Annotated in this window: 24 protein-coding genes; 11 read left to right on the top strand and 13 right to left on the bottom strand. The window is 64.7% G+C overall.

Annotated elements, in window-relative coordinates:
* Positions 1–33: 33 nt before the first annotated feature.
* The 6 genes from olsB to DFR52_RS12675 form a co-directional block, all read right to left on the bottom strand.
* Complete coding sequence (olsB, locus tag DFR52_RS12700) at positions 34–903, bottom strand: l-ornithine N(alpha)-acyltransferase (protein WP_110032344.1); 870 nt, start codon at positions 901–903, stop codon at positions 34–36.
* A gap of 155 nt (positions 904–1,058) precedes the next feature.
* A complete protein-coding gene (locus DFR52_RS12695) occupies positions 1,059–3,212 on the bottom strand; it encodes an ATP-binding protein (RefSeq protein WP_158284953.1) in 2,154 nt (717 codons plus the stop codon).
* A 333-nt stretch (positions 3,213–3,545) separates the two neighbouring features.
* Positions 3,546–4,541 carry an acrylyl-CoA reductase (NADPH) gene (acuI, locus tag DFR52_RS12690; protein WP_110032342.1) on the bottom strand — a complete coding sequence of 332 codons (996 nt, stop codon included), beginning with the start codon at positions 4,539–4,541 and terminating at the stop codon, positions 3,546–3,548.
* 61 nt (positions 4,542–4,602) lie between these two features.
* A complete protein-coding gene (gene lspA, locus DFR52_RS12685; RefSeq protein ID WP_110032341.1) occupies positions 4,603–5,118 on the bottom strand; it encodes a signal peptidase II in 516 nt (171 codons plus the stop codon).
* Positions 5,115–5,978: a TrmH family RNA methyltransferase gene (locus tag DFR52_RS12680; RefSeq protein ID WP_110032340.1), complete on the bottom strand. Its 864-nt coding sequence runs from the start codon at positions 5,976–5,978 to the stop codon at positions 5,115–5,117. The genes lspA and DFR52_RS12680 overlap by 4 nt, the downstream gene beginning before the upstream one ends.
* A complete protein-coding gene (locus DFR52_RS12675) occupies positions 5,975–7,150 on the bottom strand; it encodes a class I SAM-dependent rRNA methyltransferase (RefSeq protein WP_110032339.1) in 1,176 nt (391 codons plus the stop codon). Before DFR52_RS12675 ends, DFR52_RS12680 begins: the two co-directional genes overlap by 4 nt.
* 228 nt (positions 7,151–7,378) lie before the next feature.
* Here DFR52_RS12675 and DFR52_RS12670 point away from each other — a divergent pair, with 228 nt between their 5' ends.
* Positions 7,379–7,831 (top strand): SRPBCC family protein, encoded by a 453-nt coding sequence (locus DFR52_RS12670; protein WP_110032338.1) that lies wholly within the window; start codon positions 7,379–7,381, stop codon positions 7,829–7,831.
* 76 nt (positions 7,832–7,907) lie between these two features.
* On the opposite strand, the gene DFR52_RS12665 is transcribed toward DFR52_RS12670, so the two are convergent.
* The 3 genes from DFR52_RS12665 to sppA all read right to left on the bottom strand — a co-directional run bounded on the left by DFR52_RS12665 (position 7,908) and on the right by sppA (position 9,650).
* Positions 7,908–8,267: a LapA family protein gene (locus tag DFR52_RS12665; RefSeq protein WP_110032337.1), complete on the bottom strand. Its 360-nt coding sequence runs from the start codon at positions 8,265–8,267 to the stop codon at positions 7,908–7,910.
* A 114-nt stretch (positions 8,268–8,381) separates the two neighbouring features.
* Positions 8,382–8,672 (bottom strand): integration host factor subunit beta, encoded by a 291-nt coding sequence (locus tag DFR52_RS12660; protein WP_110032336.1) that lies wholly within the window; start codon positions 8,670–8,672, stop codon positions 8,382–8,384.
* 12 nt (positions 8,673–8,684) lie between these two features.
* The gene (gene sppA / locus DFR52_RS12655; RefSeq protein WP_110032335.1) at positions 8,685–9,650 is read right to left on the bottom strand and encodes a signal peptide peptidase SppA; all 966 of its coding nucleotides are present in this window, start codon (positions 9,648–9,650) and stop codon (positions 8,685–8,687) included.
* Positions 9,651–9,916: 266 nt separating this feature from the next.
* Between sppA and lptC the strand changes: the two genes are divergently transcribed.
* The 6 genes from lptC (at position 9,917) to ptsN (ending at position 15,035) form a co-directional block, all read left to right on the top strand.
* The gene (gene lptC / locus DFR52_RS12650) at positions 9,917–10,618 is read left to right on the top strand and encodes an LPS export ABC transporter periplasmic protein LptC (protein ID WP_110032334.1); all 702 of its coding nucleotides are present in this window, start codon (positions 9,917–9,919) and stop codon (positions 10,616–10,618) included.
* Between the two features lies 1 nt (position 10,619).
* Positions 10,620–11,174: an LptA/OstA family protein gene (locus DFR52_RS12645; RefSeq protein ID WP_110032333.1), complete on the top strand. Its 555-nt coding sequence runs from the start codon at positions 10,620–10,622 to the stop codon at positions 11,172–11,174.
* 2 nt (positions 11,175–11,176) lie between these two features.
* Positions 11,177–11,983, top strand: coding sequence for an LPS export ABC transporter ATP-binding protein (lptB, locus tag DFR52_RS12640; protein WP_245415323.1), 807 nt, complete (start codon positions 11,177–11,179; stop codon positions 11,981–11,983).
* 170 nt (positions 11,984–12,153) lie between these two features.
* Positions 12,154–13,704, top strand: coding sequence for an RNA polymerase factor sigma-54 (gene rpoN / locus DFR52_RS12635; protein ID WP_110032332.1), 1,551 nt, complete (start codon positions 12,154–12,156; stop codon positions 13,702–13,704).
* A gap of 236 nt (positions 13,705–13,940) precedes the next feature.
* Positions 13,941–14,513 carry a ribosome hibernation-promoting factor, HPF/YfiA family gene (gene hpf, locus DFR52_RS12630; protein WP_110032331.1) on the top strand — a complete coding sequence of 191 codons (573 nt, stop codon included), beginning with the start codon at positions 13,941–13,943 and terminating at the stop codon, positions 14,511–14,513.
* Between the two features lie 60 nt (positions 14,514–14,573).
* Positions 14,574–15,035 (top strand): PTS IIA-like nitrogen regulatory protein PtsN, encoded by a 462-nt coding sequence (ptsN, locus tag DFR52_RS12625; protein ID WP_110032330.1) that lies wholly within the window; start codon positions 14,574–14,576, stop codon positions 15,033–15,035.
* 210 nt (positions 15,036–15,245) lie between these two features.
* Here the strand turns inward: ptsN and DFR52_RS12620 are convergent, their stop codons facing one another.
* Both DFR52_RS12620 and DFR52_RS12615 read right to left on the bottom strand, forming a co-directional pair.
* On the bottom strand, positions 15,246–15,503 hold the full coding sequence (locus DFR52_RS12620) for a BQ00720 family protein (protein ID WP_110032329.1): 258 nt from the start codon (positions 15,501–15,503) through the stop codon (positions 15,246–15,248).
* A gap of 52 nt (positions 15,504–15,555) precedes the next feature.
* Positions 15,556–15,987 carry an Hsp20 family protein gene (locus DFR52_RS12615; protein WP_110032328.1) on the bottom strand — a complete coding sequence of 144 codons (432 nt, stop codon included), beginning with the start codon at positions 15,985–15,987 and terminating at the stop codon, positions 15,556–15,558.
* A 164-nt stretch (positions 15,988–16,151) separates the two neighbouring features.
* Here DFR52_RS12615 and DFR52_RS12610 point away from each other — a divergent pair, with 164 nt between their 5' ends.
* Positions 16,152–17,087, top strand: a complete 936-nt coding sequence (locus DFR52_RS12610) for a nucleoside hydrolase (protein WP_110032327.1) — start codon at positions 16,152–16,154, stop codon at positions 17,085–17,087.
* 165 nt (positions 17,088–17,252) lie between these two features.
* Here the strand turns inward: DFR52_RS12610 and DFR52_RS12605 are convergent, their stop codons facing one another.
* Positions 17,253–18,164, bottom strand: coding sequence for a ribokinase (locus DFR52_RS12605; RefSeq protein WP_110032326.1), 912 nt, complete (start codon positions 18,162–18,164; stop codon positions 17,253–17,255).
* Between the two features lie 27 nt (positions 18,165–18,191).
* Positions 18,192–19,454, bottom strand: coding sequence for a DNA recombination protein RmuC (locus DFR52_RS12600; RefSeq protein WP_110032325.1), 1,263 nt, complete (start codon positions 19,452–19,454; stop codon positions 18,192–18,194).
* Between the two features lie 113 nt (positions 19,455–19,567).
* Here DFR52_RS12600 and def point away from each other — a divergent pair, with 113 nt between their 5' ends.
* The 3 genes from def to truA are packed head-to-tail and all read left to right on the top strand — an operon-like array spanning position 19,568 to position 21,820.
* Entirely contained in the window at positions 19,568–20,086 is a 519-nt protein-coding gene (gene def, locus DFR52_RS12595) for a peptide deformylase (protein WP_110032845.1), read from the top strand.
* A gap of 40 nt (positions 20,087–20,126) precedes the next feature.
* Positions 20,127–21,071, top strand: a complete 945-nt coding sequence (gene fmt / locus DFR52_RS12590; RefSeq protein WP_110032324.1) for a methionyl-tRNA formyltransferase — start codon at positions 20,127–20,129, stop codon at positions 21,069–21,071.
* Positions 21,071–21,820, top strand: a complete 750-nt coding sequence (truA, locus tag DFR52_RS12585) for a tRNA pseudouridine(38-40) synthase TruA (RefSeq protein ID WP_110032323.1) — start codon at positions 21,071–21,073, stop codon at positions 21,818–21,820. Before fmt ends, truA begins: the two co-directional genes overlap by 1 nt.
* Positions 21,821–21,827: the final 7 nt, after the last annotated feature.

Here is a 21,827-nt window from a genome sequence, read left to right as displayed (position 1 = left end):
CGGCCGGGATTGTCGGGCTGGAAGCTAGCGACGTCAGGCGGCGAAGCGCCCGGCGTCGGCGCCGTAGTGGTTGACGTAGCGCTCGGCGATCCGCTTGACCGGCAGGATCACCAGGATGTCTGTTGTCCGGAACGCGGGGTCGACCACGGCTTCGGTCGAGGTCATGGCCCCGACCCGGAGATAGCCCTTGACCAGCGGCGGCATCATGGCCAGCGCCGCGCGCGCCTGGATCGCTTCGCTCGGCATCATGTCCATGTCCAGCCCGCGGCCGGCCACGGCTCTCACCGACCAGTCCGCATCGGCGGCCGCCACCTGATGGATGAAGGACAGCGCCAGCGCGTGCGCATAGGGTCGGTCGCCCGGAAACGACGCGCAGCCGAACATGACGTCGATGCCGTTGGCCAGGCAGTAGGCCCAGTTGCCCTGCCACAAGAGTTCGATGGTCCGCCGCGTGCGGTATTCGGGCAGCACGCAGGAGCGGCCGAGTTCGAGAAACCGCTTGTCGGGATTGCGCGCCACCAGGGCGCCGACATCAAACTCGCTCTGCGAATAAAAGCCGCTGTGGCATTCCGCCGAACTCTGCGTCAGCAGCCGGTAGGTGCCGACGATCTGGTCTTCCGGATCGCCGTCCCGCGCGGTGTCGAGCACCAGCAGATGGTCGCAATAGCTGTCGACAGCATCGAAATCGCGCCGCGCCCGCATGGCATCCGCCGGCAGGGTGGCGCCCATTTCCTCTACGAAGACCTGGTATCGAAGCGCCTGCGCCGCATCTACTTCCTTGCGGTTGGCGGCGAGCCGCACATCCAGACTTCCGATGCGGCCCAGAACCGGGCCGCGCGGTGAAGGCCTGTATCCGGGATTGATGGGGCCGGATAATCTGACGCTGTCGAGATTGGTTTCCATGGCTGCGAACCCCGCTGGTTGTCTGTGCGGTGTATAACCATGATTCTGCGACATTTTGGTGACGTTGACCATAGCGCCTGCCCGGAAACCTGCCGCTACGCGGGTGTTTTGCCCTGGCGGAAGCGCGGATCCGGGTGCGCGGTCTCCAGCCGGGCTCAGGCCCTGGCCTTGCCGGCGCGGACGGTCATGCTGACCAGCGAGAGCAGCCAGGCCGGGTCGATCGGCTTCTCGGCATGTCCATCGGCGCCGATGGACAGCAATTCGTCGCGGGTCTCGGCCTGGCCATCTGCGCTGAGCACGATGATCGGCAGGCGGGAAAGATTGTCGGTTTCCTCACGCGCCCTGATCATGACGATGGCCGACTTTCCGTCCATCACCGGCATCGACAGGTCCGTGATGATCAGGTCGAAGGGGTTCTTGCCGTCGGGTCGGTTCATCGCTTCGTCGACCAGCATGCTCCCGTTTTCGACGACGGTGATGCGGTGTCCCTCGCGAGCCAGGATCGAGCGGACGACCAGCGCATTGACCGGGTTGTCCTCGGCCAGGAGAATGTCGAGGGTCGATTCGTTGCCGGGGCGGGCAAGCTTTTCGACCGAGATCGCATTGCTCAGGCGGTTGCGGTCCTCCCGATCGTCGCGGCTGGTCAGCACATCGACAAGCGAGCGGGCTCGCACCGGGCGCACCAGCCAGGCCGTGGCGGCGGTTTCGGAAGTCTGGCTGATGTCGCGGCTATCCTCCGGCGCGATCACCAGGGTCTGTTCGACGCCGGGCCCGAACATGGCAGATGTGGACTCCAGCAGTTGCGCTGCCTGGTCGGCCATGCGCCGGTCGATCAGGATGTCGGTGACGAGCCGTCCGGAAAGATTGAGTCGGGTCAGCGCCGCAATCATGTCGTCGAGCGTGTCGGCAGCCTCGGCCTGGCCCCCCAGGTCCCGCACGGTCCAGACGAGCGACGTGGCCACGGGTCCCTTCGGAGCAAGCACCAGGACGGCGTGCTTGGACAGCGCGCGTCGGCCCGGCAGACCGGCCCGGTCGGATGTCTGTTCCGCTGGCGCTTCAATAGGCACCCGGAACTCGAATGTGCTGCCTTTGCCGATGGTGGAATCGACGCTGATCGTGCCCTTGAGCGCCTCGATGATGCGGGCCGAGATCGACAGGCCGAGACCGGCCCCGCCATGGCGACGGGTGGCGCCGTCATCGGCCCGTTCAAACTCCAGGAACACGCGTTCGCGGTCTTCCGCCCTGAGCCCCGGTCCGGTATCGGCCACCGAGCAGCGCAGCATGCTGTCCTCGCAGGCGACTTCGATGAGCACGCCGCCCTTCTCGGTAAATTTGATCGCATTGCCGATCAGGTTGAACAGCACCTGCCGCAGCCGTCCCATGTCGGAAAAGATCCTGTGCGGAACGTCCGGGGCAATGTGGACGGCGATTTCGATGTTCTTCTCGTGTGCCCGCGCAGCCATCAGCTCGGTCACGCCGTGCACCAGTTCGTACAGGTCGCCTTCCTCATGGCGCAGGTGGAAGCGTCCTGCCTCGATGGAGGTCACATCAAGGAGATCCTCGATCAGCGCCAGCAACGACTGCCCGGATTCGCGCACGATCTTGAGATAGCTCGCCTGCTCCGGCGTCACCTCGGTGTTGTCGAGCAGATGGGTCATGCCGAGGATGCCGTTGAGCGGCGTGCGGATTTCGTGGCTCACGGTGCCCAGAAACCGCGTCTTGGCGCGGTTTGCGGCTTCAGCGCGTTCCCGTGCCTGCTCGAGCTCGTTCCCTGCAAGTCTCGCCGCCGTGACGTCGCGTCCGATGCAATGCATGTAGAGCAGACCGCTGGCGGGATCGCGGGCCGCCGTCTCGTGCCAGGTCCAGATCGAGTCCGTGTCGCCTTCTCCGCACCAGACTTCCCGGCCGTTCTCCACGGCGTGGGGGTGGATGCCGATATCGGCAAGCGTCAGACCGACCGGGTCTGCAACGCCGGTGAACTGGCGGAACACGGTGTTGGCAAAAACGATCTCGCCGTCCATGGAGCAGGCGGCAAACATGTCGCCCAGCGCGTCGAAGACCGTGACGATCTGCACCGCTGTCTCGTCTATCTCCCAATTGCGGTCGATGCTGTACTCGTCGAATGAGTTGGAGGGCTGCGGCTCGTCAGTCCCGGGCACCAGCGGCGGGGCAACCACCCGCATCGGCGCCGTCACCGGGACGGCGGCGCGTCCGACGAAGGGGAGGATTGCCACCAGCCCGACGGTCATGAGCGTGCCCACCAGCAGCAACGGTGAGCCGAGCGCAAGCGATGCGGCGATTCCGGCCATGGCAATAGCGCTGGAGAGCAGCAGCAGTGAGGGATGCGGAGCGGCGGCGTGGGACGGCCCGCGGAGAGACCGCGCGGGTGCTGGCCCCTCCTGTTCGGGAGTCTGCTCGCCAGGCGGTAGTGACTCCGCATGGTCCCGACTGCGGGCTTCGGTGAAAGCGTGTTCGAGGGCGATCTGGAGTTGCAAGTGTTTGGGCATGCCGAGAGACTTAGCACGTCATCGGTAATGAAACGCTTGAATGAGTTGTTCGAATTTTATCGAAACCGCAGATAGTGCCAAATCGGGACGCGACGGGTGAAGGATCGGCGCGGAGCACCGCGCCAAGCCTCCGATTCAGGCCTTCATATTGACGACGACGCGGCCGCGCACGCGTCCATCGAGAATGGCGGTGGCCGCGTCGATGATGTCATCGAAGCCGATCTCCGTGGCAAGCGCATTGAGCTTGTCCATGTCGAGGTCGCGGGCCAGGCGCGCCCAGGCCTCTTCGCGCAGGGCCCGCGGCGCCATCACCGAATCGATTCCCAGCAGCGAGACGCCGCGCAGGATGAATGGCGCCACCGATGTCGGCAGGTCCATGCCCTGGGCCAGGCCGCAGGCGGCGACCGCGCCGCCGTAGGACGTCATCGCCAGCACATTTGCCAGCGTATGGCTGCCCACGCAGTCCACGCCACCGGCCCAGCGCTCCTTGGCGAGCGGCTTGGCCGGCCCGGTGAGTTCGTCGCGATGGATGACCTCGGCCGCGCCCAGGCCCTTGAGGAAATCGCCTTCCTCGGGTCGTCCGGTGGAGGCGATGACATGGTAGCCGAGCTTGGCGAGAAGCGCGATCGCCACGGTTCCGACGCCGCCATTGGCGCCGGTGACGATGAGCGGGCCGCGGTCGGGCGTCAGGCCGTGCCGTTCCAGCGCCATCACCGACAGCATGGCGGTGTAGCCGGCCGTGCCGATCGCCATGGCGGCGCGGCCGTCGATGCCCTCGGGCATGGCGATCAGCCAGTCGCCGTTGAGCCGCGCATATTCCGCAAAGGCGCCCGTATGGGTTTCACCGACGCCGAAGCCGTTGAGGATCACCCTGTCGCCCGGTTTGAAGCGGGCGTTGTCGGAGCTGACCACGGTCCCTGCGCAGTCGATGCCTGGCACCATCGGCCAGCGGCGGACAACCGGTCCCCTGCCGGTGATCGCCAGGCCGTCCTTGTAGTTGACGGTGGTCCATTCGACCTCGACCACCACGTCGCCGTCCATCAGATCATCGAGCGACAGCTCGGCAGTGGTGACGCTGAGCACCTTGGCTTCGTCGCGGTCGAGCAGAATGCCCTTGAAACGGTTCTTCATCGAATGGCTCCCTTTTCAATTCATGCGCCAAACTGGCGCTGTGCGGCTGCAGGATCAAGTCTCAGCGCCGCTCGTCCTGCTCGCGTCTGTCCTCGACCCTCTGCCGGCGCCAAACCAGCACTTCATCGAGCGCGATCAGTCCCGCCCCGACGCTGATACAGGCATCCGCCAGGTTGAACACGGCAAACGACCAGTTGGTAGTGTGGAACAGAATGTAGTCCACCACATGGCCGTACACCGCGCGATCGATCATGTTGCCGAGTGCGCCGCCGATGATCAGCGCGTAGCCGAGATGCGACATCCGCCGCTCGGGCGGGGTGCGCCACCAGAGGAAGATCACCAGTGTGACCACGCCGGTCGTCATCAGCAGCAGCCCGACATCGTGCAGTCCGGCCAGCATCGAGAACGCGATGCCCGTGTTCCAGGTGCGGTAGAGCGCCAGCAGCGGCGCCACCGGTATCAGCTGATGGAACGGCAGATAGGCCTCGACCAGCCACTTGATCGCTTGGTCGAGCCCGATGGTCACGCCCACCGCAAGAACCATGGGCAGGACACGGGACAGGCGCGATGCGGTCATCGGGTTTCACCATCGAGATGGAGCAGTTCGCGGCGGGCTTCATAGAGCATGATGCCGGTGGCGACAGCCAGATTGAGCGAATCGGCTCGCCCCTGTTGGGGAATCCGCGCCAGCCCGTCGCAGGCCGAGGCCAGCGCCTCGGGCAATCCCGCCTGTTCGTTGCCCATCAGCACGACGGTCGCCTTGCCGGCATAGGGGATGGTCCGGAAATCGACGCTGCCGGAGAGGTGGGTGCCCACGACGAAGCACCCGGCGGCCTTCTTCCAGGCGAGGAATCCGGCTACATCGGTCCGCGCCAGCGGCACGGCGAAGATCGAGCCCATCGTCGCCCGCACCGTTTCCATCGAGAACGGATCGACGCAATCGCCCACCAGGATCACGCCGGATGCGCCGACCGCGTCGGCGGTGCGGATGATCGTGCCGAGATTGCCCGGATCGCGCACCCGGTCGAGCGCCACCCAGGTCTCTCCGGGGGATGGGCGGATCGACTCGAAATGGCCGAAGCGCTGGTCGAACACCGCCATGACCGCCTGCGGGTTGTCGCGGCGCGAAATCGAGGCCAGCACCTTCTCGCTCACCTCCAGCACCAGCCCGCCGCGGGCGACGGTCCGGGTGGCGATCTGCTCGACGGCCGGCTTGCCGCGTTGCTCCTTGGCGTAGATCAGGGTGCGGATCGTCCAGCCCAGCTCGAAGGCGTCGATGACCAGCTTCATGCCCTCCGCCAGGAAGGTGCCGGTCTCGTCGCGGTGCTTCTTCTGCGACAGCGCCTTTATGTCCTTGACGATCGGATTGGCAAGGCTGGTGACGTCCTTGACCTGGCCGACGCGGACGGTGCGGCTGTGGGGGCGGTCTTCGCTCATGTCGGGATCCAGCGGCTGAACAGGGACGTGGAGAGGGCGCGGCAGTCCGCCGGGTCGCCATCGCGGCTTTCGCGGATGATGAGTTCGCCCGACTCCACCAGACCGCCGGCACCGCGCATGGTTTCCCGCATCAGCTCGTGGATCGAATAGAACGACGCGCGGATCGAGTAGGCGGTCAGCACCAGTCCGGTCGGCTGCGGCGTCAGCAGTTCGCGCAGGATGTCGAGCATCAGGGGCAGGTGCTCGAACAGCTGCCAGACCTCGCCATTGGGACCGCGGCCGAATTTCGGCGGGTCGGTGAGGATGATATCGTACCGGTTGCCGCGGCGCTCCTCGCGCTGGATGAACTTCATCGCGTCGTCGCAGATCCAGCGGATCGGGCTTGATTCGAGGCCGGCCAGCGCCTGGTTCTCGCGCGCCCAGACAATGGCCTTCTTCGACGCGTCCACATGGGTGACCTCGGCGCCGGCGCGGGCTGCCACCAGCGAGGCCACCCCGGTGTAGCCGAACAGGTTGAGCACCTTCATCGGTCGCCTGGAGGCGGCGATCCTGTCGGCCATCCACTGCCAGTGGGCGATTTGCTCGGGAAACACGCCGACATGGCGAAACGAGGTCAGCCGGCCCCAGAAATCGACGTCAAGGAGGTTCATCGGCCAGGTCTCGCCCAGCGGCGTCTTCGGGAAGGCCCAGCGGCCGATGCCGTCTTCCTCTGTGTCGCCGGTGAAGATCGCATCGGCATTCGACCAGGCCGAGGCGGGCAACCTGCGCGGCCACAGCGCCTGGGCCTCCGGCCTGACGATGCGGTAGGGGCCGTATTGTTCGAGCTTCTCGCCATGGCCGCTGTCGATCAGCGAGTAGCCGGGCGTCGACGCGGTTTCGAGGATCACCGGAGCCCGCCCGTCGGGCAGGGAGCCTGCATGCGTGTTGAGGATCCGGGCCGGCCCCGACGTCTCCACCGGCACGGCGGCCTCGGCGGGAGCGGATCTCGATTTCGCGGAATTGACGCCCTGCCGGTGCTCGGCGCGCGGCGCCTGGGACGGCGACCGGTGCGGCTTTGCCGAGGCCGGCCGGCCGGGCTTTGCCGCTGCCGCCCTCGTGCCGGTCCCGGCTGGAGTAGCCGCGCCGGGCTTGCCGCCCCGTCGTCCTGGCTGTTGTTTGCGCTTGTCGGTCACGGGGCTTTCCGGAAACTGGGGAGCGATCGGCTGGAGCGCTGCATTTTTCGTTGTCCGAGCACATAGCAACCCGTTATGCTCTTGGCAAAGCCGTTTTCGATCTGCGCGCCCGGGCAATTCCGCAGCCTTTTGCGCGTTTCGACAGCATGAACCCGCTCAGGGCAACCGCACGCGACCGCTCGGGCCGGCCGGGCGGAGTGTCGGCAAGCCACCTGGAGACCGCAGCCTATGGAAATGAAGGGCGAAGAAACCATCGCAGCACCGCGCCAGAAAGTCTGGGAGGCACTCAATGATCCCGACATCCTGCGCCAGTGCATTCCAGGCTGCCAGTCACTGGAGATGACCTCGCCGACAGACATGACCGCCGTGGTGAAGGTCAAGATCGGCCCGGTCTCCGCCAGTTTTCAGGGAGACGTCACGCTTGAGAACATCGTTGCCCCGGAAAGCTACACCATCGCCGGCGAAGGCAAGGGCGGCATCGCCGGCTTCGGCAAGGGTGGCGCCGACGTGACGCTGACGGATCTGGGTGAAACCACGCTGCTCGCCTACGAGGTCAAGGCCCAGGTCGGCGGCAAGATCGCCCAGCTCGGCTCGCGGCTGATCGATTCGTCGGCCAAGAAGCTGGCCGGCCAGTTCTTCACCCGGTTCAACGAGGTGGTCAGCGCCGGGTCAGCCGGCTGAACGGGACCGCGGTTCCCATGGCGCTGTCGGCTTAAGGCTCGTGTGACCTGCCGTTCCGGCCTGCGCGGAAGCTTTGTCAGCCGCGGGGCGCGGACTCCGCCGGCGGCGGCAGCGTGCTGGACCTGGCCAGTTCGGTGGCCTTGGCCTTCTGACGGTCGGCTTCCGAGTGCCACTTCACCGCTTCCTGTGCTTTGTTGCGCGCCCGGCTGCGGTGTTTGCCCTGGTTGAACCACGTGGCAAGCGAGCCGATGATCATCCCGAGCATCAACGCGGCGAACAGGAACACGAACAGCGGCGCCGACTGCGACAGCACCGGGTCCGACGGCTCGAAAGGGTTGAAGGCCAGTGTCACCGTTTGCCGGTTGGCCACGGACAACAGGATCAGCACGATCGCCACCGGCACGAGGATGACAAGAGTGATTATGCGTTTGAACATGGCGTGGTCGGTTTCCGTTCGAATCTGAATGTCATGCAGTCAAGCCTCCCCATGCGGGCGCTTTCAAGGCAGGACGAAAGCCGCCGGTCTTAGCTGCAGGGGACGGCGCGCCGTTCAGTCGGCGCCTCCCGGGTTGAGCCGCTCGCGCAGTTCCTTGCCGGTCTTGAAAAAGGGCACCCATTTTTCCTCCACGAACACCGGTTCGCCGGTGCGGGGGTTGCGGCCCGAGCGTGGCGGCCGGTTCTTGACCGAGAACGCCCCGAAGCCTCGCAATTCGACGCGGTTTCCCTCCGAAAGCGCGTCGGTGATTTCGTCCAGCACCGCATTGACGATGTTTTCGACGTCGCGGTGGTAAAGATGCGGATTGCGCGCCGCGACAGCTTGCACCAGTTCCGATTTTATCATGCCATTTTCCCCCTAGTCATTCTTCATATCATTGTGTCCAAACTGCCAAACCGACAGAAGACCGTCAAGGAACAACTTGCCGCCGCCGAGCTCGCGCAGTTCATCGCTGAGTTGAATCGGCATGCCGGTCAACCGTTCAAAAAGCAGTCCGGAGATGCGCGGCAGAAACAGGCCGCCCGTCTCGCGCGAGGGCTCCCAGTCGATAATCTTCAGGCCGGGCGCTACGCTCCTGCTTTCCAGATAGGCGCGGATTTCCGCCTCGCCGCCGAGTTCGTCCACCAGGCCGTTTGCCAGGCCCTGGCGCCCGGTAAAGATTGTCCCGTCGGCCAGCGCCAGCACCTTGGCCCGATCCATCCGACGGCCCTCCGCGACGAGATCGACAAACCAGTCATAGCTGTCGAGAACCAGAGCCCGGATCATCGCCTTGGCCTCCGGACTGGCGTCATGAAACGGTGACGGCTCGGCCTTCATTGGCGAGGATTTTATCTCCTCCATCCGCACGCCGATCTTGTCGAGCAGCTCCTTGAGTTGCGGATACTGGAAGATGACGCCGATGGAGCCGACGATTGAGCTTTCGCCGGCAACGATGTAATCGGTCGAGGCTGCAATCATGTATCCGGCAGAGGCCGCCAGCGTGCGCACGTCGGCCACCACCGGCTTCTTCTCTCCGGCGCGCAGCAGCGCGTCGTGGATGCGTTCTCCGCCGTAGGTGGTGCCGCCCGGCGTCGAGATGGTGATCACCAGCGCCTTCACCGCCTCGTTCCCGCCGGCGTCATCTATCAGCTTGATGAGATCGTCGTCGTCCTGAACGAGGCCTGTGATGGAAATGCGCGCGATCTGCTCGCTGCTCCGCAGACCGGGCAGGGCCGCGTAGGTCAGCATCGCAATGGCAGCGACGACGACGACCAGCGCGAAGACCCGCCAGAAGGAAAGCTTGCGTCTCAGTCGGCGCCGGTCAACGATTGCTTGGCCGTCCATGTCTGCTCTTCTCCGTCAATAACCGGGCGTCCGCCCCGGTCCACTTCATCCGTTGGCGGCGGCGCGCGAGCCGCCGCGTGGTTGTGACCAGAACACGCAGCGTCCCGCCTGTCGGAAACTCATAACTCAACTGCTCGCGGACTCATACCCTTGAATGAGAATTGAGACTGGCAAAATACCGCAATATCACCATATTGGCATGCAATTGGTACCGCAACGGCGTTCCAGAGCGGGGCGGGACTCGCAAACACGATCGATGGGAACCCATGGCAATGTCAGTTCAGCCCGAGATGGCCGCCGCCTATCCTCACGGCCGGTCACATGTCGAATATGCGCGGGCGCTCAGCCATTCGCGCCGCGTGCGGATTCTCAAATATCTCCTGCCGGTGCTGTCTGTCATCGTCATCGTCGGCTTTGCTGGCGTCTCATGGATCGGCACGGTGCTGCCCGAAGGCATTGCCATCCAGTCGACTGCCATCGAGGACGGAAAGATCGTCATGCGCAATCCGGTGATGACCGGGCAGAACAATTCCGAGCAGCCCTACAGCCTGAAGGCGAGCCGCGCGGTGCAGGATCTGGCGACCCCCGATTTGATCGTGCTCGAGGATATCGTCGCCGACATGCCGGTGTCGGATTCGGTCAGTGCCACGCTGACTGCGCCCAGGGGTAGCTATGATCGCGCCGCCGAGCGGATGGCGTTCACCGAGCCTTTCCGGATCGAGACATCGTCGGGCATGTCGGCGGAGCTGCAGACGGCCGAAGTCGATATCGCCGCCGGCAGCATGGTCAGCAACAGCCCGGTTTCGGTCACGTCGCCGGAGGCATCCATTGTTGCGCAATCCATGCGGATGCAGGATAAGGGGCGCAGTGTGGTCTTCGAGACCGGCGTCCGGATGACGATTACACCCAATGCCGTCCGGGCGGCGGCAGAGGCACCAACCAATGATTCAGGCACGGCGGCACAATAAGATGGGTTTCATTCACACTTCACGATCCGCGCTGCTGCTGGCGGCTGCGCTTGCTCTGGGCATTGGTGCGGCGCAGCCGGCCTGGGCCCAGGAGTCCGGCAGCCGCATGACCGGTCTGGCGCTCAAGAGTGACCAGCCGATCCAGATCGAGAGCGACAAGCTCGAGATCAACGAGAAGGACAAGCGCGCCGTCTTCACCGGCAATGTCAAGGTCACCCAGGACGACATGCTCCTGCAGGCGGGACTGATGACGGTCTATTACAAGACCAGTGGCGACTCTGTGGCCTCCGGAGCCTCCGACATCGACCGGATCAACGTTTCCAACAAGGTGCTGCTGCGCTCGGGCACCCAGACGGCGACCGCGGACACCGGGGCCTTCGACATGGGCGCCCAGACCATGGTGCTCAGCGGCGACAAGGTGGTGCTCACCGACGGTGACAATATCTTCATCGGCTGCAAGCTGACCGTGCAGATGCAGTCAGGGGAGGCTCAACTCGACGCCTGCGGCGGTCGGGTCATGATCCAGCTCGATCCCAAGTCGCGGCCCAAGAAGTGACCATGAAGAGATCCGACGTCGATCAGTCGAGTCCCGCGGCAGGCCCAAGCAACGGTTTCGGCGGCGACAGCGCTGCCAGCCGTTACGAAGGCACGCTCATCGCCCGCAACCTGACCAAGGCCTACAAGTCGCGGCGAGTGGTCGACGGCGTTTCTCTTGGCGTCCGGCGCGGCGAGGCAGTGGGCCTGCTGGGGCCCAACGGGGCGGGCAAGACCACCTGTTTCTACATGATTACCGGACTGGTCGCCATGGATGCCGGCACCATCGAGATCGACGGCAATGATGTCTCCAAGCTGCCGATGTACCGCCGGGCACGCCTCGGTGTCGGCTATCTTCCGCAGGAGGCGTCGATCTTCCGCGGTCTCAGCGTCGAGGCGAATATCCGTGCAGTGCTGGAAGTGGTCGAATCAAACCGCGACGCGCGCGAGGCCAAGCTCGACAGCCTGCTGTCGGAGTTCTCGATATCGCATCTGCGCAAGGCCGCGTCGATCTCGCTGTCGGGCGGCGAGCGCAGACGGCTCGAGATCGCCCGCGCGCTTGCCTCCGATCCGACCTTCATGCTGCTCGATGAGCCATTTGCCGGCGTCGATCCGATCGCCGTTTCCGATATCCAGAACCTTGTCCGGCACCTGACACGGCGCGGCATCGGGGTGCTGATCACCGATCACAACGTTCGCGAAACGCTCGGTCTCATCGACCGCGCCTACATCATTCATGCCGGCCACGTGCTCACGCACGGCCGCCCCGCCGAGATTGTGGCCAATCCGGATGTGCGGCGCCTCTATCTCGGCGAGCAGTTCTCGCTCTGAGGCCTCTTTACCTTGCTGACAGCCCGGACTTGACCCGAAAGCGGAAATAAGCAATTTTCGGGCCAGATTGAAAAGCGCGGGCGCAACCTTTGTGGGGAACGTCGCCGCCGGCGCGGGGAAGCCGTTTCCCAGGGGTGAAGATTCAGTCTGAGCGGGGAGTACTGCGTCGCATGGCAATGTCTGCCAGTCTTCAGTTGCGTCAAAGCCAATCGCTGGTCATGACGCCACAACTGATGCAGTCCATCCGGCTGCTGCAATTCAGCCATGTCGAACTCACTCACTACATTGAGCAGGAACTTGAGCGCAATCCGCTGCTCGAACTGGTGCCTCGGGATGGCCAGCCCGGCGAGGATGGTCAAGAGGAGGCGGCCGAGCGTGCCGAGCGGCTTGCAGCCGCCGGCGCCGAAGGCGAGGCAGACTGGGGTGGGGAGAGCCACGGAGCCACGGCGCTGATCGCCGACCAGCTTGATTCCAACTACGAAAATGTCTTCCAGGACGACCACACGGCTGCCCGTGTCGAGGCGCCGGAGTTTGTCGACAACTGGAAGTCGATGCCTGGCTCGGACGGGGCATTTGCCGGGGAAAGCTATGATCTCGACAGCTTTGCCGCACGCGCGCCAACGCTGCGCGACCATGTGGCCGAGCAGATCGCCTTCAGCTTCGCCGATGCGGCCGATCGAATGATCGCCGTGGAGCTGGCCGACCGCCTCGATGCCGCCGGCTATCTGGTGATGGATCCGTCCGATGCGGCCGACCGGCTCGGGGCCAGCAGCGAGCGGGTCTCGATGGTGCTGCGCCGGCTGCAGGAGTTCGATCCGCCCGGCCTGTTTGCCCGCACCCTCGGGGAGTGCCTGGCGCTGCAGCTGAGGCGCAAGGACCGGCTCGACCCGGCGATGGCCGCCCTGCTCGATCATCTCGAACTGTTGGCGCGGCGGGACTTCCAGTCGCTGGTGCGCATCTGCGGGGTCGGCGAGGAGGATCTGCTCGACATGATGTCGGAGATCCGCGCGCTCGACCCGAAGCCGGGCACCCGGTTTGAATCCGGCAACAGCGAACTGGTGGTCGCCGATGTCACCGTGAGGCCTGCCTCCGACGGCGGATGGCATATCGAACTTAACCCCGAGACCTTGCCGAGGGTGCTGGTCAACCAGACCTACTACGCCCATGTCGCGGGCAAAATGGACAAATCGGCGCCGGGTCAGGATTTCCTGGCCGAGTGCCTGCAAACGGCCAATTGGCTGTCGCGCTCGCTCGACCAGCGCGCCCGCACCATCATCAAGGTGGCCACCGAGATCGTCCGCCAGCAGGATGCCTTTCTGATGCACGGAGTCGATCATCTTCGGCCGCTCAACCTCAAGAGCGTGGCCGAAGCCATCGGCATGCACGAATCCACGGTCAGTCGGGTCACATCCAACAAATACATGATGACGCCGCGCGGGGTCTTCGAGCTCAAATATTTCTTCACTGTCTCCATTGCCTCCTCGGAATCGGGCGGCGATGCCCATTCCGCCGAGGCGGTGCGCCATCGCATTCGGGCGCTGATCGAGCAGGAAACGCCCGACGCCGTACTGTCGGACGATGACCTCGTCACCATGCTCAAGAACGGCGATGTCGAGATTGCCCGCCGCACCGTGGCCAAGTACCGTGAATCCATGTCGATCCCGTCTTCGGTGCAGCGCCGGCGCGAAAAGCGGGCGCGGGCGCGAAGCGCAATGGCATGAAAACCCATGTGATTTTGCCGAAATATGCAGCAAATGCCTGCCAAACTTGACATTCGTGGACGCCGGGCGTAGAAGCCGGGCCGCATTGGCAGGGTAAAAGGACCACATTGGCCAAGGCTTTCCTGTCAAGAGATTTATTCCGTTCGTACCGGCAAATGACTTCGGTCAGGCGCTTGGATGCAGGTGCGGCTTGGCTTAGACTGAATCCCCAAATCGACAACAAGAAGGGATAACCCATGAACGTGCGAGTCTCGGGAAAACATATGGAAATCGGCGATGCGTTCCGCAGCCGGATTGAAGATCATGTGGGCGATGCCATCCGCAAATATTACGATGGCGGCTTCTCCAGCCAGGTGATTGTCGAGAAGTCCGGCTCCCGGTTTGCTGCCGATTGCAAGATCCATCTCGACACCGGCATCGTGCTGCACGCCGCCGGGGAGGCCCAGGAGCCGCAGGCCGCCTTCGACGCGGCCGCAGAACGGGTCGAGAAGCGTTTGCGCCGCTACAAGCGCCGGCTCAAGGACCATCATGGCAACGCGCAGAACATGTCGGCACAGATTGCCTATTCCGTCGTTGACACCGATTCCGATGAAGACGGCGAAGTTCCCGAGGATTACGCGCCGGCCATTATTGCCGAAAGCACGAAACAACTGGTGACCATGAGCGTGGCCAATGCGGTCATGGCCCTCGACATGACGGATGATCGCATCCTCATGTTCCGCAACGCCGGCAACGACACGCTCAATGTCGTTTACCGTCGCAACGATGGCAACATCGGCTGGATTGATGCCGGTGGTGTGAAATCCTGATGTCAAACTGGCCGGTGAGGGTGGACGCCGGCCTGGGGCACGACCAAAAGGACACGAATCATGGCGCTTGCTGACCTGATTGCGCAGAACTCCGTTCTGCCTGCTCTCAAGGCAAACTCCAAGAAACAGCTGCTTCAGGAACTCGCATCAAAAGCCTCGGAGGTCACAGGACTTCCCGAGCGCGAAATCTTTGATGTGATCCTGCAACGCGAGCGGCTTGGCTCTACCGGCGTGGGAAACGGCATTGCCATCCCGCACGGAAAATTGCCGACCCTGGAACGAATCGTCGGAATCTTCGCCCGCCTCGACCACCCGGTGAATTTCGAGGCGCTCGATGACCAGCCCGTGGATCTGGTTTTCCTGCTGCTCGCCCCCGAAGGCGCAGGTGCCGACCATCTCAAGGCCCTGTCGCGCATCGCCCGGGTGCTGCGCGACAGCGACATGGTGGCAAAGCTGCGGGCGACCGACGATGCCGCCTCGCTCTACGCCTTCTTTTCACAGGCCCAGTCCAACGCTGCCTAAATGCATGTCGCCCGAAAGCGTGCAGCGGTTGCGGGACCACGTTATGCAAAATCAAAGAGCTAAAGCACATCGCGCGGATCTGAATTCACGTGATGTGCTTTAGATCGGCGGCCCTCAAGAAAAATGCCGCGCGATCCATGGGGATGGGCGGCATTTTCGCAAGCTGACGTCGGCGCGACCCGCCGCGCGGCAGACAGAACGAACCTTGGGTCAGTGCAGGCTGACGGTCTTCAGCTCGTCCTCGGCGGCACGGTAGAACGTGCTCGAGCGGTTGTCGGTCAGCAGGATGGGAGTGCCATCCGCGCCGAACAGCGCCCAGAGCTCCAGCCCCGGATCCAGTGCCGGTGCTTCCGGGAAACGGGCGGTGACGTCTTCCGAGCTCATCTTGCGGATATAGCCGATTTTGCCTGAGCCAAGCAGGGCGAGGTCAGCCGCCGACAGCGATTGTTTTCCTGATTTTTCAATCATAGTCCATTGCTCCTTCGAGGGGCGCGAATGCAAGCGGACTTGCCTTCGTCATTCAGTCTCGGACCGAAATGTTAATTTTCCTGACCATGCGCTCCGGCTCGGGCCGCACCAGGTCCACCGACAGCAGTCCGTTGCGCAGTTCCGCGCTGATGACATGCATTCCATCGGCCAGCACGAACACGCGCTGGAACTGACGGGCGGCGATTCCGCGGTGAAGATACTCCCGGTCTTCGCTCTCGGCCTGCTGGCCGCGGATCACCAGTTGGTTCTCCTCCGTGCTCACATCGAGGTCCTCGTCGGAGAATCCTGCCACGGCAAGGGTGATGCGCAACCGTTCGCCCACCGAGCCGTCCTCGGATCCGCGGATGCGTTCGATGTTGTAGGGCGGGTATCCCTCGGCACCTTTGGTGATGCGCTCCAGGGTCTTTTCCATGGTGTCGAAGCCCAACAACAGCGGGCTCGAGAAAGGTGTCATCCGCGACATTCCGTGTGTCCTCGTAATCAAGCGACAGGTTCCGGACCCGATAAGGCATCCGTCTCGAATTCAATATGGTGTCTCGTCACCCCAGGTGCAAGAACCTTGCCCTCGGCATGGTCAGGCCCGTAGTGTCCCGTGTTCGCCGACGATTCGTCGCACTGGAGCCATGCATGCGCCGCAAGATCATCATCGACACCGACCCGGGCCAGGACGACGCAGCCGCGATCATGCTTGCGTTGGCAAGCCCGGAACTGCACGTCCTTGCCATTACCGCCGTCGCGGGAAACGTGCCATTGGCGCGGACGTCGCTGAACGCCAGCATCGTGCTGGAAATCTGCGGTCGCCCCGATATTCCGGTTTACGCCGGCTGCGAGCGGCCCCTGCGCCGGCAACTGGTGACCGCCGAGCATGTGCACGGCAAGACCGGTCTCGACGGCATCGAGCTCTTCGAGCCGGCGGTTGCGCGGCAAGCCGGCCACGCGGTCGACTTCATCATCGACACGATACGCTCCGAGCCTGAGGCCGCAGTCACGCTCTGCGCGCTGGGTCCGCTGACCAACATCGCCACAGCACTTGAGTTTGCTCCTGACATCGCCGGCCGGCTCGCCGAGATCGTGCTGATGGGCGGCGGCTACTTCGAAGGCGGCAACATCACGCCGGCCGCCGAGTTCAACATTTTCGTCGATCCCGAGGCGGCGGCCATCGTTTTCGCCTCCGGGGTCAAGCTCACCATGATGCCGCTCGATGTCACCCACAAGGTCCTCACCACGGCCGCGCGCTGCGCCCGGCTCCGCTCAGTCGGCAACCGGCCCGCCATCGCCATGGCCGGCATGCTGGCCTTCTTCGAGCGCTTCGACGAGGAGAAATACGGCACCGACGGCGGCCCGCTGCACGATCCGACGGTGATCGCCTGGCTGCTGCGGCCGGATCTGTTCACCGGCCGCCAGTGCAATGTCGAGATCGAGACCGTCTCCGAGCTGACCCGCGGCGCCACGGTGGTGGACTGGTGGCGCGTGACAGGACGACCGGCCAACGCCTTCGTCGCCGGCGACATTGATGCCGACGGGTTCTTCGACCTGTTCATAGAACGGGTGGCGCGGCTCTAAGGCACATCGCGCGAATTGAGATTTCCGCGATGTGCTTTAGCTCTTTGAATTATGCATGTGGTGATCTCGAAACCGCTGCACACTTTCGGGCGACATGCATTAGGATACCGGCGGTCGCATTGTTCCGTGCCGGAGCGGATTTCGCTTCGTCGGGTGAGTCATGGGTCAGCCAGCGGTGGCGAGCCGCCGATCCACCTCGGCGGACAGCGGGATCGACGGCTGGGCCCCATGCCTGAGGCAGGCGAGTGCTCCGGCAACCGATGCCCGCCCGAGCGCCGAGGCGAAATCCAGTCCGGCGTCGAGCCCCTGGGCGAGATAACCGCAGAATGTGTCGCCGGCGCCGACCGTGTCCACCGGGCTGATCGGAATGGCCGCCACGGCGATGATCCCGCCGTCGTGGGCAGCCAGCACTCCGTCGGCGCCCAGCGTGACCACCAAGGTCTGGCCGCGCGCACCGTGCAGCGCTTCAAGGCAGGCGCGGATCTCGGCCGGACTGCCTGCCGGCTTTCCCGACAGCATTTCGAATTCGGTCTCGTTGGCCACCACGATGTCGGCCAGCGCCGACAGCCCCGTCACCTCGCCGGTGAGCGGCGCGATATTGAGAATGCTGCGCACGCCTTGCGCCCGGGCGGCTGCGAGGGCGGCCTCTATGGCCGCCGCGGGAATTTCCATCTGCAGCAGCAGCGTGTCCCCGGTTCCGGCGCCGGAGAGGGCCGCGCGCGCCATGTCCGGCGTCACTGTGCCATTGGCGCCGGGGATGACAGTGATCATGTTCTCGCCGTCGCCGCCCACCAGGATCAGCGCCGTGCCCGTCGGCACCGGCCTGTGGGCGACATGGACGAGATCGACACCGGCACCGCTGAGAAGCTCCAGCGCCGGGGCGGCGAACTGGTCGTTGCCCACCGCGCCCGCCATACGCACTGTCGCTCCAGCGCGCCGCGCAGCCAGGGCCTGGTTGGCGCCCTTGCCACCGGCCGCGGTGGAGAAGTCGGTTCCCGGCACGGTCTCGCCCGGCCGCGGCAGCCTGGGCGTGGCGGCAATGAGATCAATGTTGAGTGAACCGATGGTGATGATCATGACCGAATCCTCCGTGCGGAGGTGGTATTAGACGCCGTCGTCATCGTCAACGATGCGAAGCTTCAGGGATCCGCTGCGCGGCGGCTCCGGCTTCTCGCTTCCGGATGCCTCCGGCATGTCGCTGGCCAGCGGTCGGGAGAAATCCATCTCCTCGATCCGCGCGCCGCGCTTGGCCAGCTTGTCGGTGGACGTCAGGATCAGCTCGACGTCCTTCTGGGCCTGTCCGAAATGCGTGTTCAGCTTCTGCACCCTTTCGTCGAGGCGGCCAAGATCCTGCATCAGCCGGATCACCTCGCCCTGGATCAGATGCGCCTGCTCGCGCATTCGCGCATCCTTCAGCACCGCCTGGATGACCTGGATCGACAGCATCAGCAGCGATGGCGAGACGATCACCACCCGGGCGCGGTGGGCGCGCTCGACGATGGCCTCGAAGTTCTCGTGGATCTCGGCGAAGATCGATTCCGACGGCACGAACAGGAAGGCGGTCTGCTGGGTTTCCCCGTTGACCAGGTACTTCTCCGAGATGTCCCTGATGTGGACGTCCATGTCGCGCCGGAAGCGCTGCGCCGCCTGCTGCGCGGCCGACGCCTCCGCCGTGTCCCCCGCCGACGCCTCGCGCATTGCGTTCCAGGCCTCAAGCGGGAACTTCGCGTCAATGACCAGGTCCGGGGCGCCGTTGGGCATGGTGATGGTGCAGTCGGGCCGGTTGCCGTTGCTCAGTGTCGGCTGGAACGCATAGGCGCCGAAGGGCAGCCCGTCCTTGACGATCACCTCCATGCGCGACTGGCCGAAGGCGCCGCGGGTCTGCTTGTTGGACAGGATCGCCTGGAGACCGACGACGTCGCGGGCGAGCGTCTGGATGTTGTTCTGCGCCGTGTCGATCACCGCCAGCCGCTCCTGCAGCCTGGCGAGATTGTCGTGCGTCGATTTCGTCTGTTCGGTGATCGATGTTCCGAGCCGCTGCGTCATGCCGTCGATGCGCTGGCTGATGGACTGGTTGAGCTCGGCCTGGCGGGCACCGAACAGCTCCGCCATCGCACCCATTCGGCCCTGCATCTCGGCCTGCGAGCGCACGATCTCGGCAAGCCGCGCCTCCGCCTGCTCGGCGCGGCGGCGCGCCTCCGCATGCTCCTCCGCCCGGGTCCTGGCGGCGCGCCACAGCGAGATCGCCGCAAGCAGCAGCGCCAGCAGCAGCACCGCAAGCAATGCCGAGGCAGCCAGGCCGATGGTGACGGGCAAGCCGTTGAGATCGAACAATCTGGTCTCGAGCGGAAGATCGGTTGCGTCCATCGCTGATCAACTAACTGATTCTTGACGCAATGTCAGATCAAAACGGGAACGAAGCCGCCTGGCTGCGTCTCTGGGCAATTGACGATCCGCGCCCGAATGATTATTTCACCGTCATGACCATCAAGCCGCTCGTCTTCCTGCCCGACCCGATCCTGCGCCAGCCTTCGCTGAAGGTGGAGCGCTTCGACGCCGAGCTGCGCCGCTTCGCGGATGACATGCTTGAAACCATGTATGACGCGCCGGGCATCGGGCTGGCCGCCATCCAGGTCGGCGAGCCGCGCCGCCTGCTGGTGCTCGATCTCGCCGGCAAGGACGAGGTGCCCAATCCGCAGGTGATCGTCAATCCGGAGATCCTGTCCACGGGCGACACCGTCAGCGTCTACGAGGAAGGGTGCCTGTCGATCCCGGACTACTACGCCGAGGTCGAGCGCCCGGCCGAGGTGGTCTTCCGCCACCTCGATGTCGACGGCAAGGAGCACGAGACCCGGGCCAGCGGGCTGTTCGCCACCTGTCTGCAGCACGAGATCGACCACCTCAACGGCGTGCTCTTCATCGATCACATTTCCAAGCTGAAGCGCGACATGGTGGTGCGCAAGTTCACCAAGCTCGCCAGATCACGCGTGACCGCATGATTCTGCGTCAACCCGGTCGCCCACAGGGGCCGCCCAGGAGCTGCCATTGCGCATCATTTTCATGGGTACACCCGACTACGCGGTCGCCACGCTCGAGGCGCTGATTGCTGCCGGTCACGACATCGTCGCCGTCTACAGCCAGCCGCCGCGCCCTGCTGGTCGCCGTGGCCTCGAGACCATCGCGTCGCCGGTGCATCGGGCGGCACTCGCCCACGGCCTTGCGGTGTTCACCCCGACCAGTCTGAAATCGGAGGAGGAGCAGGCCTGCTTCCGCTCCCATCGCGCCGACGCCACCGTTGTCGTCGCCTACGGGCTGCTCCTGCCGCAGGCAGTGCTCGACGGCGCCCGGCTGGGTGCGTGGAACGGCCATGCCTCGCTGCTGCCGCGCTGGCGCGGCGCGGCGCCCATCCAGCGCGCCATCATGGCGGGCGACACCGAAACCGGGGTGATGATCATGAAGATGGACCGCGGCCTCGACACCGGCGCCGTGGCCCTGACAGAAACGGTCGCCATTTCGGACAGCGTGACTGCAGGCGAACTGCACGACAGGCTTGCCGCGGTTACCGCCAGGCTGATGACCGACGCCATGGCGAGGCTCGCCGACGGCAACCTGCCGGTGACGCCGCAATCCGATGAGGGGGTCACCTATGCCGCCAAGATCGACAAGGCCGAGACCAGGATCGTCTTCGGCGCCCCGGCACCGCATGTCCGCAACCATATCCGTGGCCTGACGCCGGTTCCTGGAGCCTGGGTCGAGATGCCGATTTCCGGGAGGCCGGAACGGGTCAAGGTGCTCGAGGCCGGGCTTGTGGAGGCAGGGGGCGGCTCCGTGGCGCCGGGAGCACTGCTCGACGATCGGCTGACGGTCGCCTGCCTGCCAGGCGCGGTGCGGCTCATCCGGCTGCAAAAGCCGGGCGGCAAGCCTCTTTCCGCGGCGGATTTCCTGCGCGGCACGCCCGTCGCCGCCGGAACGGTGATCGGCTGATGCCGCGCTACCGCCTCACCGTCGAATATGCCGGCACCGGCTATGTCGGCTGGCAGCGCCAGGATGATGCCGAGAGCGTCCAGGGCACGATCGAGGCAGCGTTCAAGCGTTTCTGCGGCGAGGACGTCGCTGTGCACGGCTCCGGGCGGACTGATGCCGGCGTGCACGCGCTGGGCCAGGTGGCGCATGTCGATGTCGATCGCGACTGGCCCACTTACAAGGTCCGCGACGCGGTCAACGCCCATCTGCAGTCCATGGGCGCCCGCATCGCCATTCTCGATGCGAGCGTTGTCGCGCCGGATTTCGATGCCCGCTTCTCCGCGCTCCGACGGCATTATCTCTACCGCATCATCACCCGCTGGACGCCGCTGGTGCTTGAGCGCGAGCGGGCCTGGTGGGTCAAGCGCCCGCTTGATGCCGCCGCCATGCACGAGGCCGCCCAGCGGCTGGTCGGGCACCATGACTTCTCGACTTTCCGGTCGACGAGCTGTCAGTCCAGGTCTCCGGTCAAGACACTCGATCGACTGGATGTCTCGGTCTGCGGCCATGACGGCGCCATCGAGATCCGCGCCAGCGCGCGCAGTTTCCTGCACAACCAGATCCGCTCCTTTGCCGGCACGCTGAAGATGGTGGGCGACGGCAAATGGACGCCCGATGATGTCGCCGTCGCACTGGAGGCGAGGGACAGGAAGAGATGCGGCCCGGTGGCGCCGCCGCAAGGACTGTATTTCCTCTCTGTCGACTATTGAAGAGTCC

This window comes from Hoeflea marina (genome assembly GCF_003182275.1).
Classification (GTDB): domain Bacteria; phylum Pseudomonadota; class Alphaproteobacteria; order Rhizobiales; family Rhizobiaceae; genus Hoeflea; species Hoeflea marina.
This window is presented reverse-complemented; position numbering and strand designations above follow the sequence as displayed.

Excerpts from the sequence above, each read along its gene's own strand:
- olsB (WP_110032344.1), bottom strand. The coding sequence starts at position 903 with ATGGAAACCAATCTCGACAGCGTCAGATTATCCGGCCCCATCAATCCC.
- DFR52_RS12695 (WP_158284953.1), bottom strand. The coding sequence starts at position 3,212 with ATGGCCGGAATCGCCGCATCGCTTGCGCTCGGCTCACCGTTGCTGCTG.
- acuI (WP_110032342.1), bottom strand. The coding sequence starts at position 4,541 with ATGAAGAACCGTTTCAAGGGCATTCTGCTCGACCGCGACGAAGCCAAG.
- lspA (WP_110032341.1), bottom strand. The coding sequence starts at position 5,118 with ATGACCGCATCGCGCCTGTCCCGTGTCCTGCCCATGGTTCTTGCGGTG.
- DFR52_RS12680 (WP_110032340.1), bottom strand. The coding sequence starts at position 5,978 with ATGAGCGAAGACCGCCCCCACAGCCGCACCGTCCGCGTCGGCCAGGTC.
- DFR52_RS12670 (WP_110032338.1), top strand. The coding sequence starts at position 7,379 with ATGGAAATGAAGGGCGAAGAAACCATCGCAGCACCGCGCCAGAAAGTC.
- DFR52_RS12665 (WP_110032337.1), bottom strand. The coding sequence starts at position 8,267 with ATGTTCAAACGCATAATCACTCTTGTCATCCTCGTGCCGGTGGCGATC.
- DFR52_RS12660 (WP_110032336.1), bottom strand. The coding sequence starts at position 8,672 with ATGATAAAATCGGAACTGGTGCAAGCTGTCGCGGCGCGCAATCCGCAT.
- sppA (WP_110032335.1), bottom strand. The coding sequence starts at position 9,650 with ATGGACGGCCAAGCAATCGTTGACCGGCGCCGACTGAGACGCAAGCTT.
- lptC (WP_110032334.1), top strand. The coding sequence starts at position 9,917 with ATGGCAATGTCAGTTCAGCCCGAGATGGCCGCCGCCTATCCTCACGGC.
- DFR52_RS12645 (WP_110032333.1), top strand. The coding sequence starts at position 10,620 with ATGGGTTTCATTCACACTTCACGATCCGCGCTGCTGCTGGCGGCTGCG.
- lptB (WP_245415323.1), top strand. The coding sequence starts at position 11,177 with ATGAAGAGATCCGACGTCGATCAGTCGAGTCCCGCGGCAGGCCCAAGC.
- rpoN (WP_110032332.1), top strand. The coding sequence starts at position 12,154 with ATGGCAATGTCTGCCAGTCTTCAGTTGCGTCAAAGCCAATCGCTGGTC.
- hpf (WP_110032331.1), top strand. The coding sequence starts at position 13,941 with ATGAACGTGCGAGTCTCGGGAAAACATATGGAAATCGGCGATGCGTTC.
- ptsN (WP_110032330.1), top strand. The coding sequence starts at position 14,574 with ATGGCGCTTGCTGACCTGATTGCGCAGAACTCCGTTCTGCCTGCTCTC.
- DFR52_RS12620 (WP_110032329.1), bottom strand. The coding sequence starts at position 15,503 with ATGATTGAAAAATCAGGAAAACAATCGCTGTCGGCGGCTGACCTCGCC.
- DFR52_RS12615 (WP_110032328.1), bottom strand. The coding sequence starts at position 15,987 with ATGTCGCGGATGACACCTTTCTCGAGCCCGCTGTTGTTGGGCTTCGAC.
- DFR52_RS12610 (WP_110032327.1), top strand. The coding sequence starts at position 16,152 with ATGCGCCGCAAGATCATCATCGACACCGACCCGGGCCAGGACGACGCA.
- DFR52_RS12605 (WP_110032326.1), bottom strand. The coding sequence starts at position 18,164 with ATGATCATCACCATCGGTTCACTCAACATTGATCTCATTGCCGCCACG.
- DFR52_RS12600 (WP_110032325.1), bottom strand. The coding sequence starts at position 19,454 with ATGGACGCAACCGATCTTCCGCTCGAGACCAGATTGTTCGATCTCAAC.
- def (WP_110032845.1), top strand. The coding sequence starts at position 19,568 with ATGACCATCAAGCCGCTCGTCTTCCTGCCCGACCCGATCCTGCGCCAG.
- truA (WP_110032323.1), top strand. The coding sequence starts at position 21,071 with ATGCCGCGCTACCGCCTCACCGTCGAATATGCCGGCACCGGCTATGTC.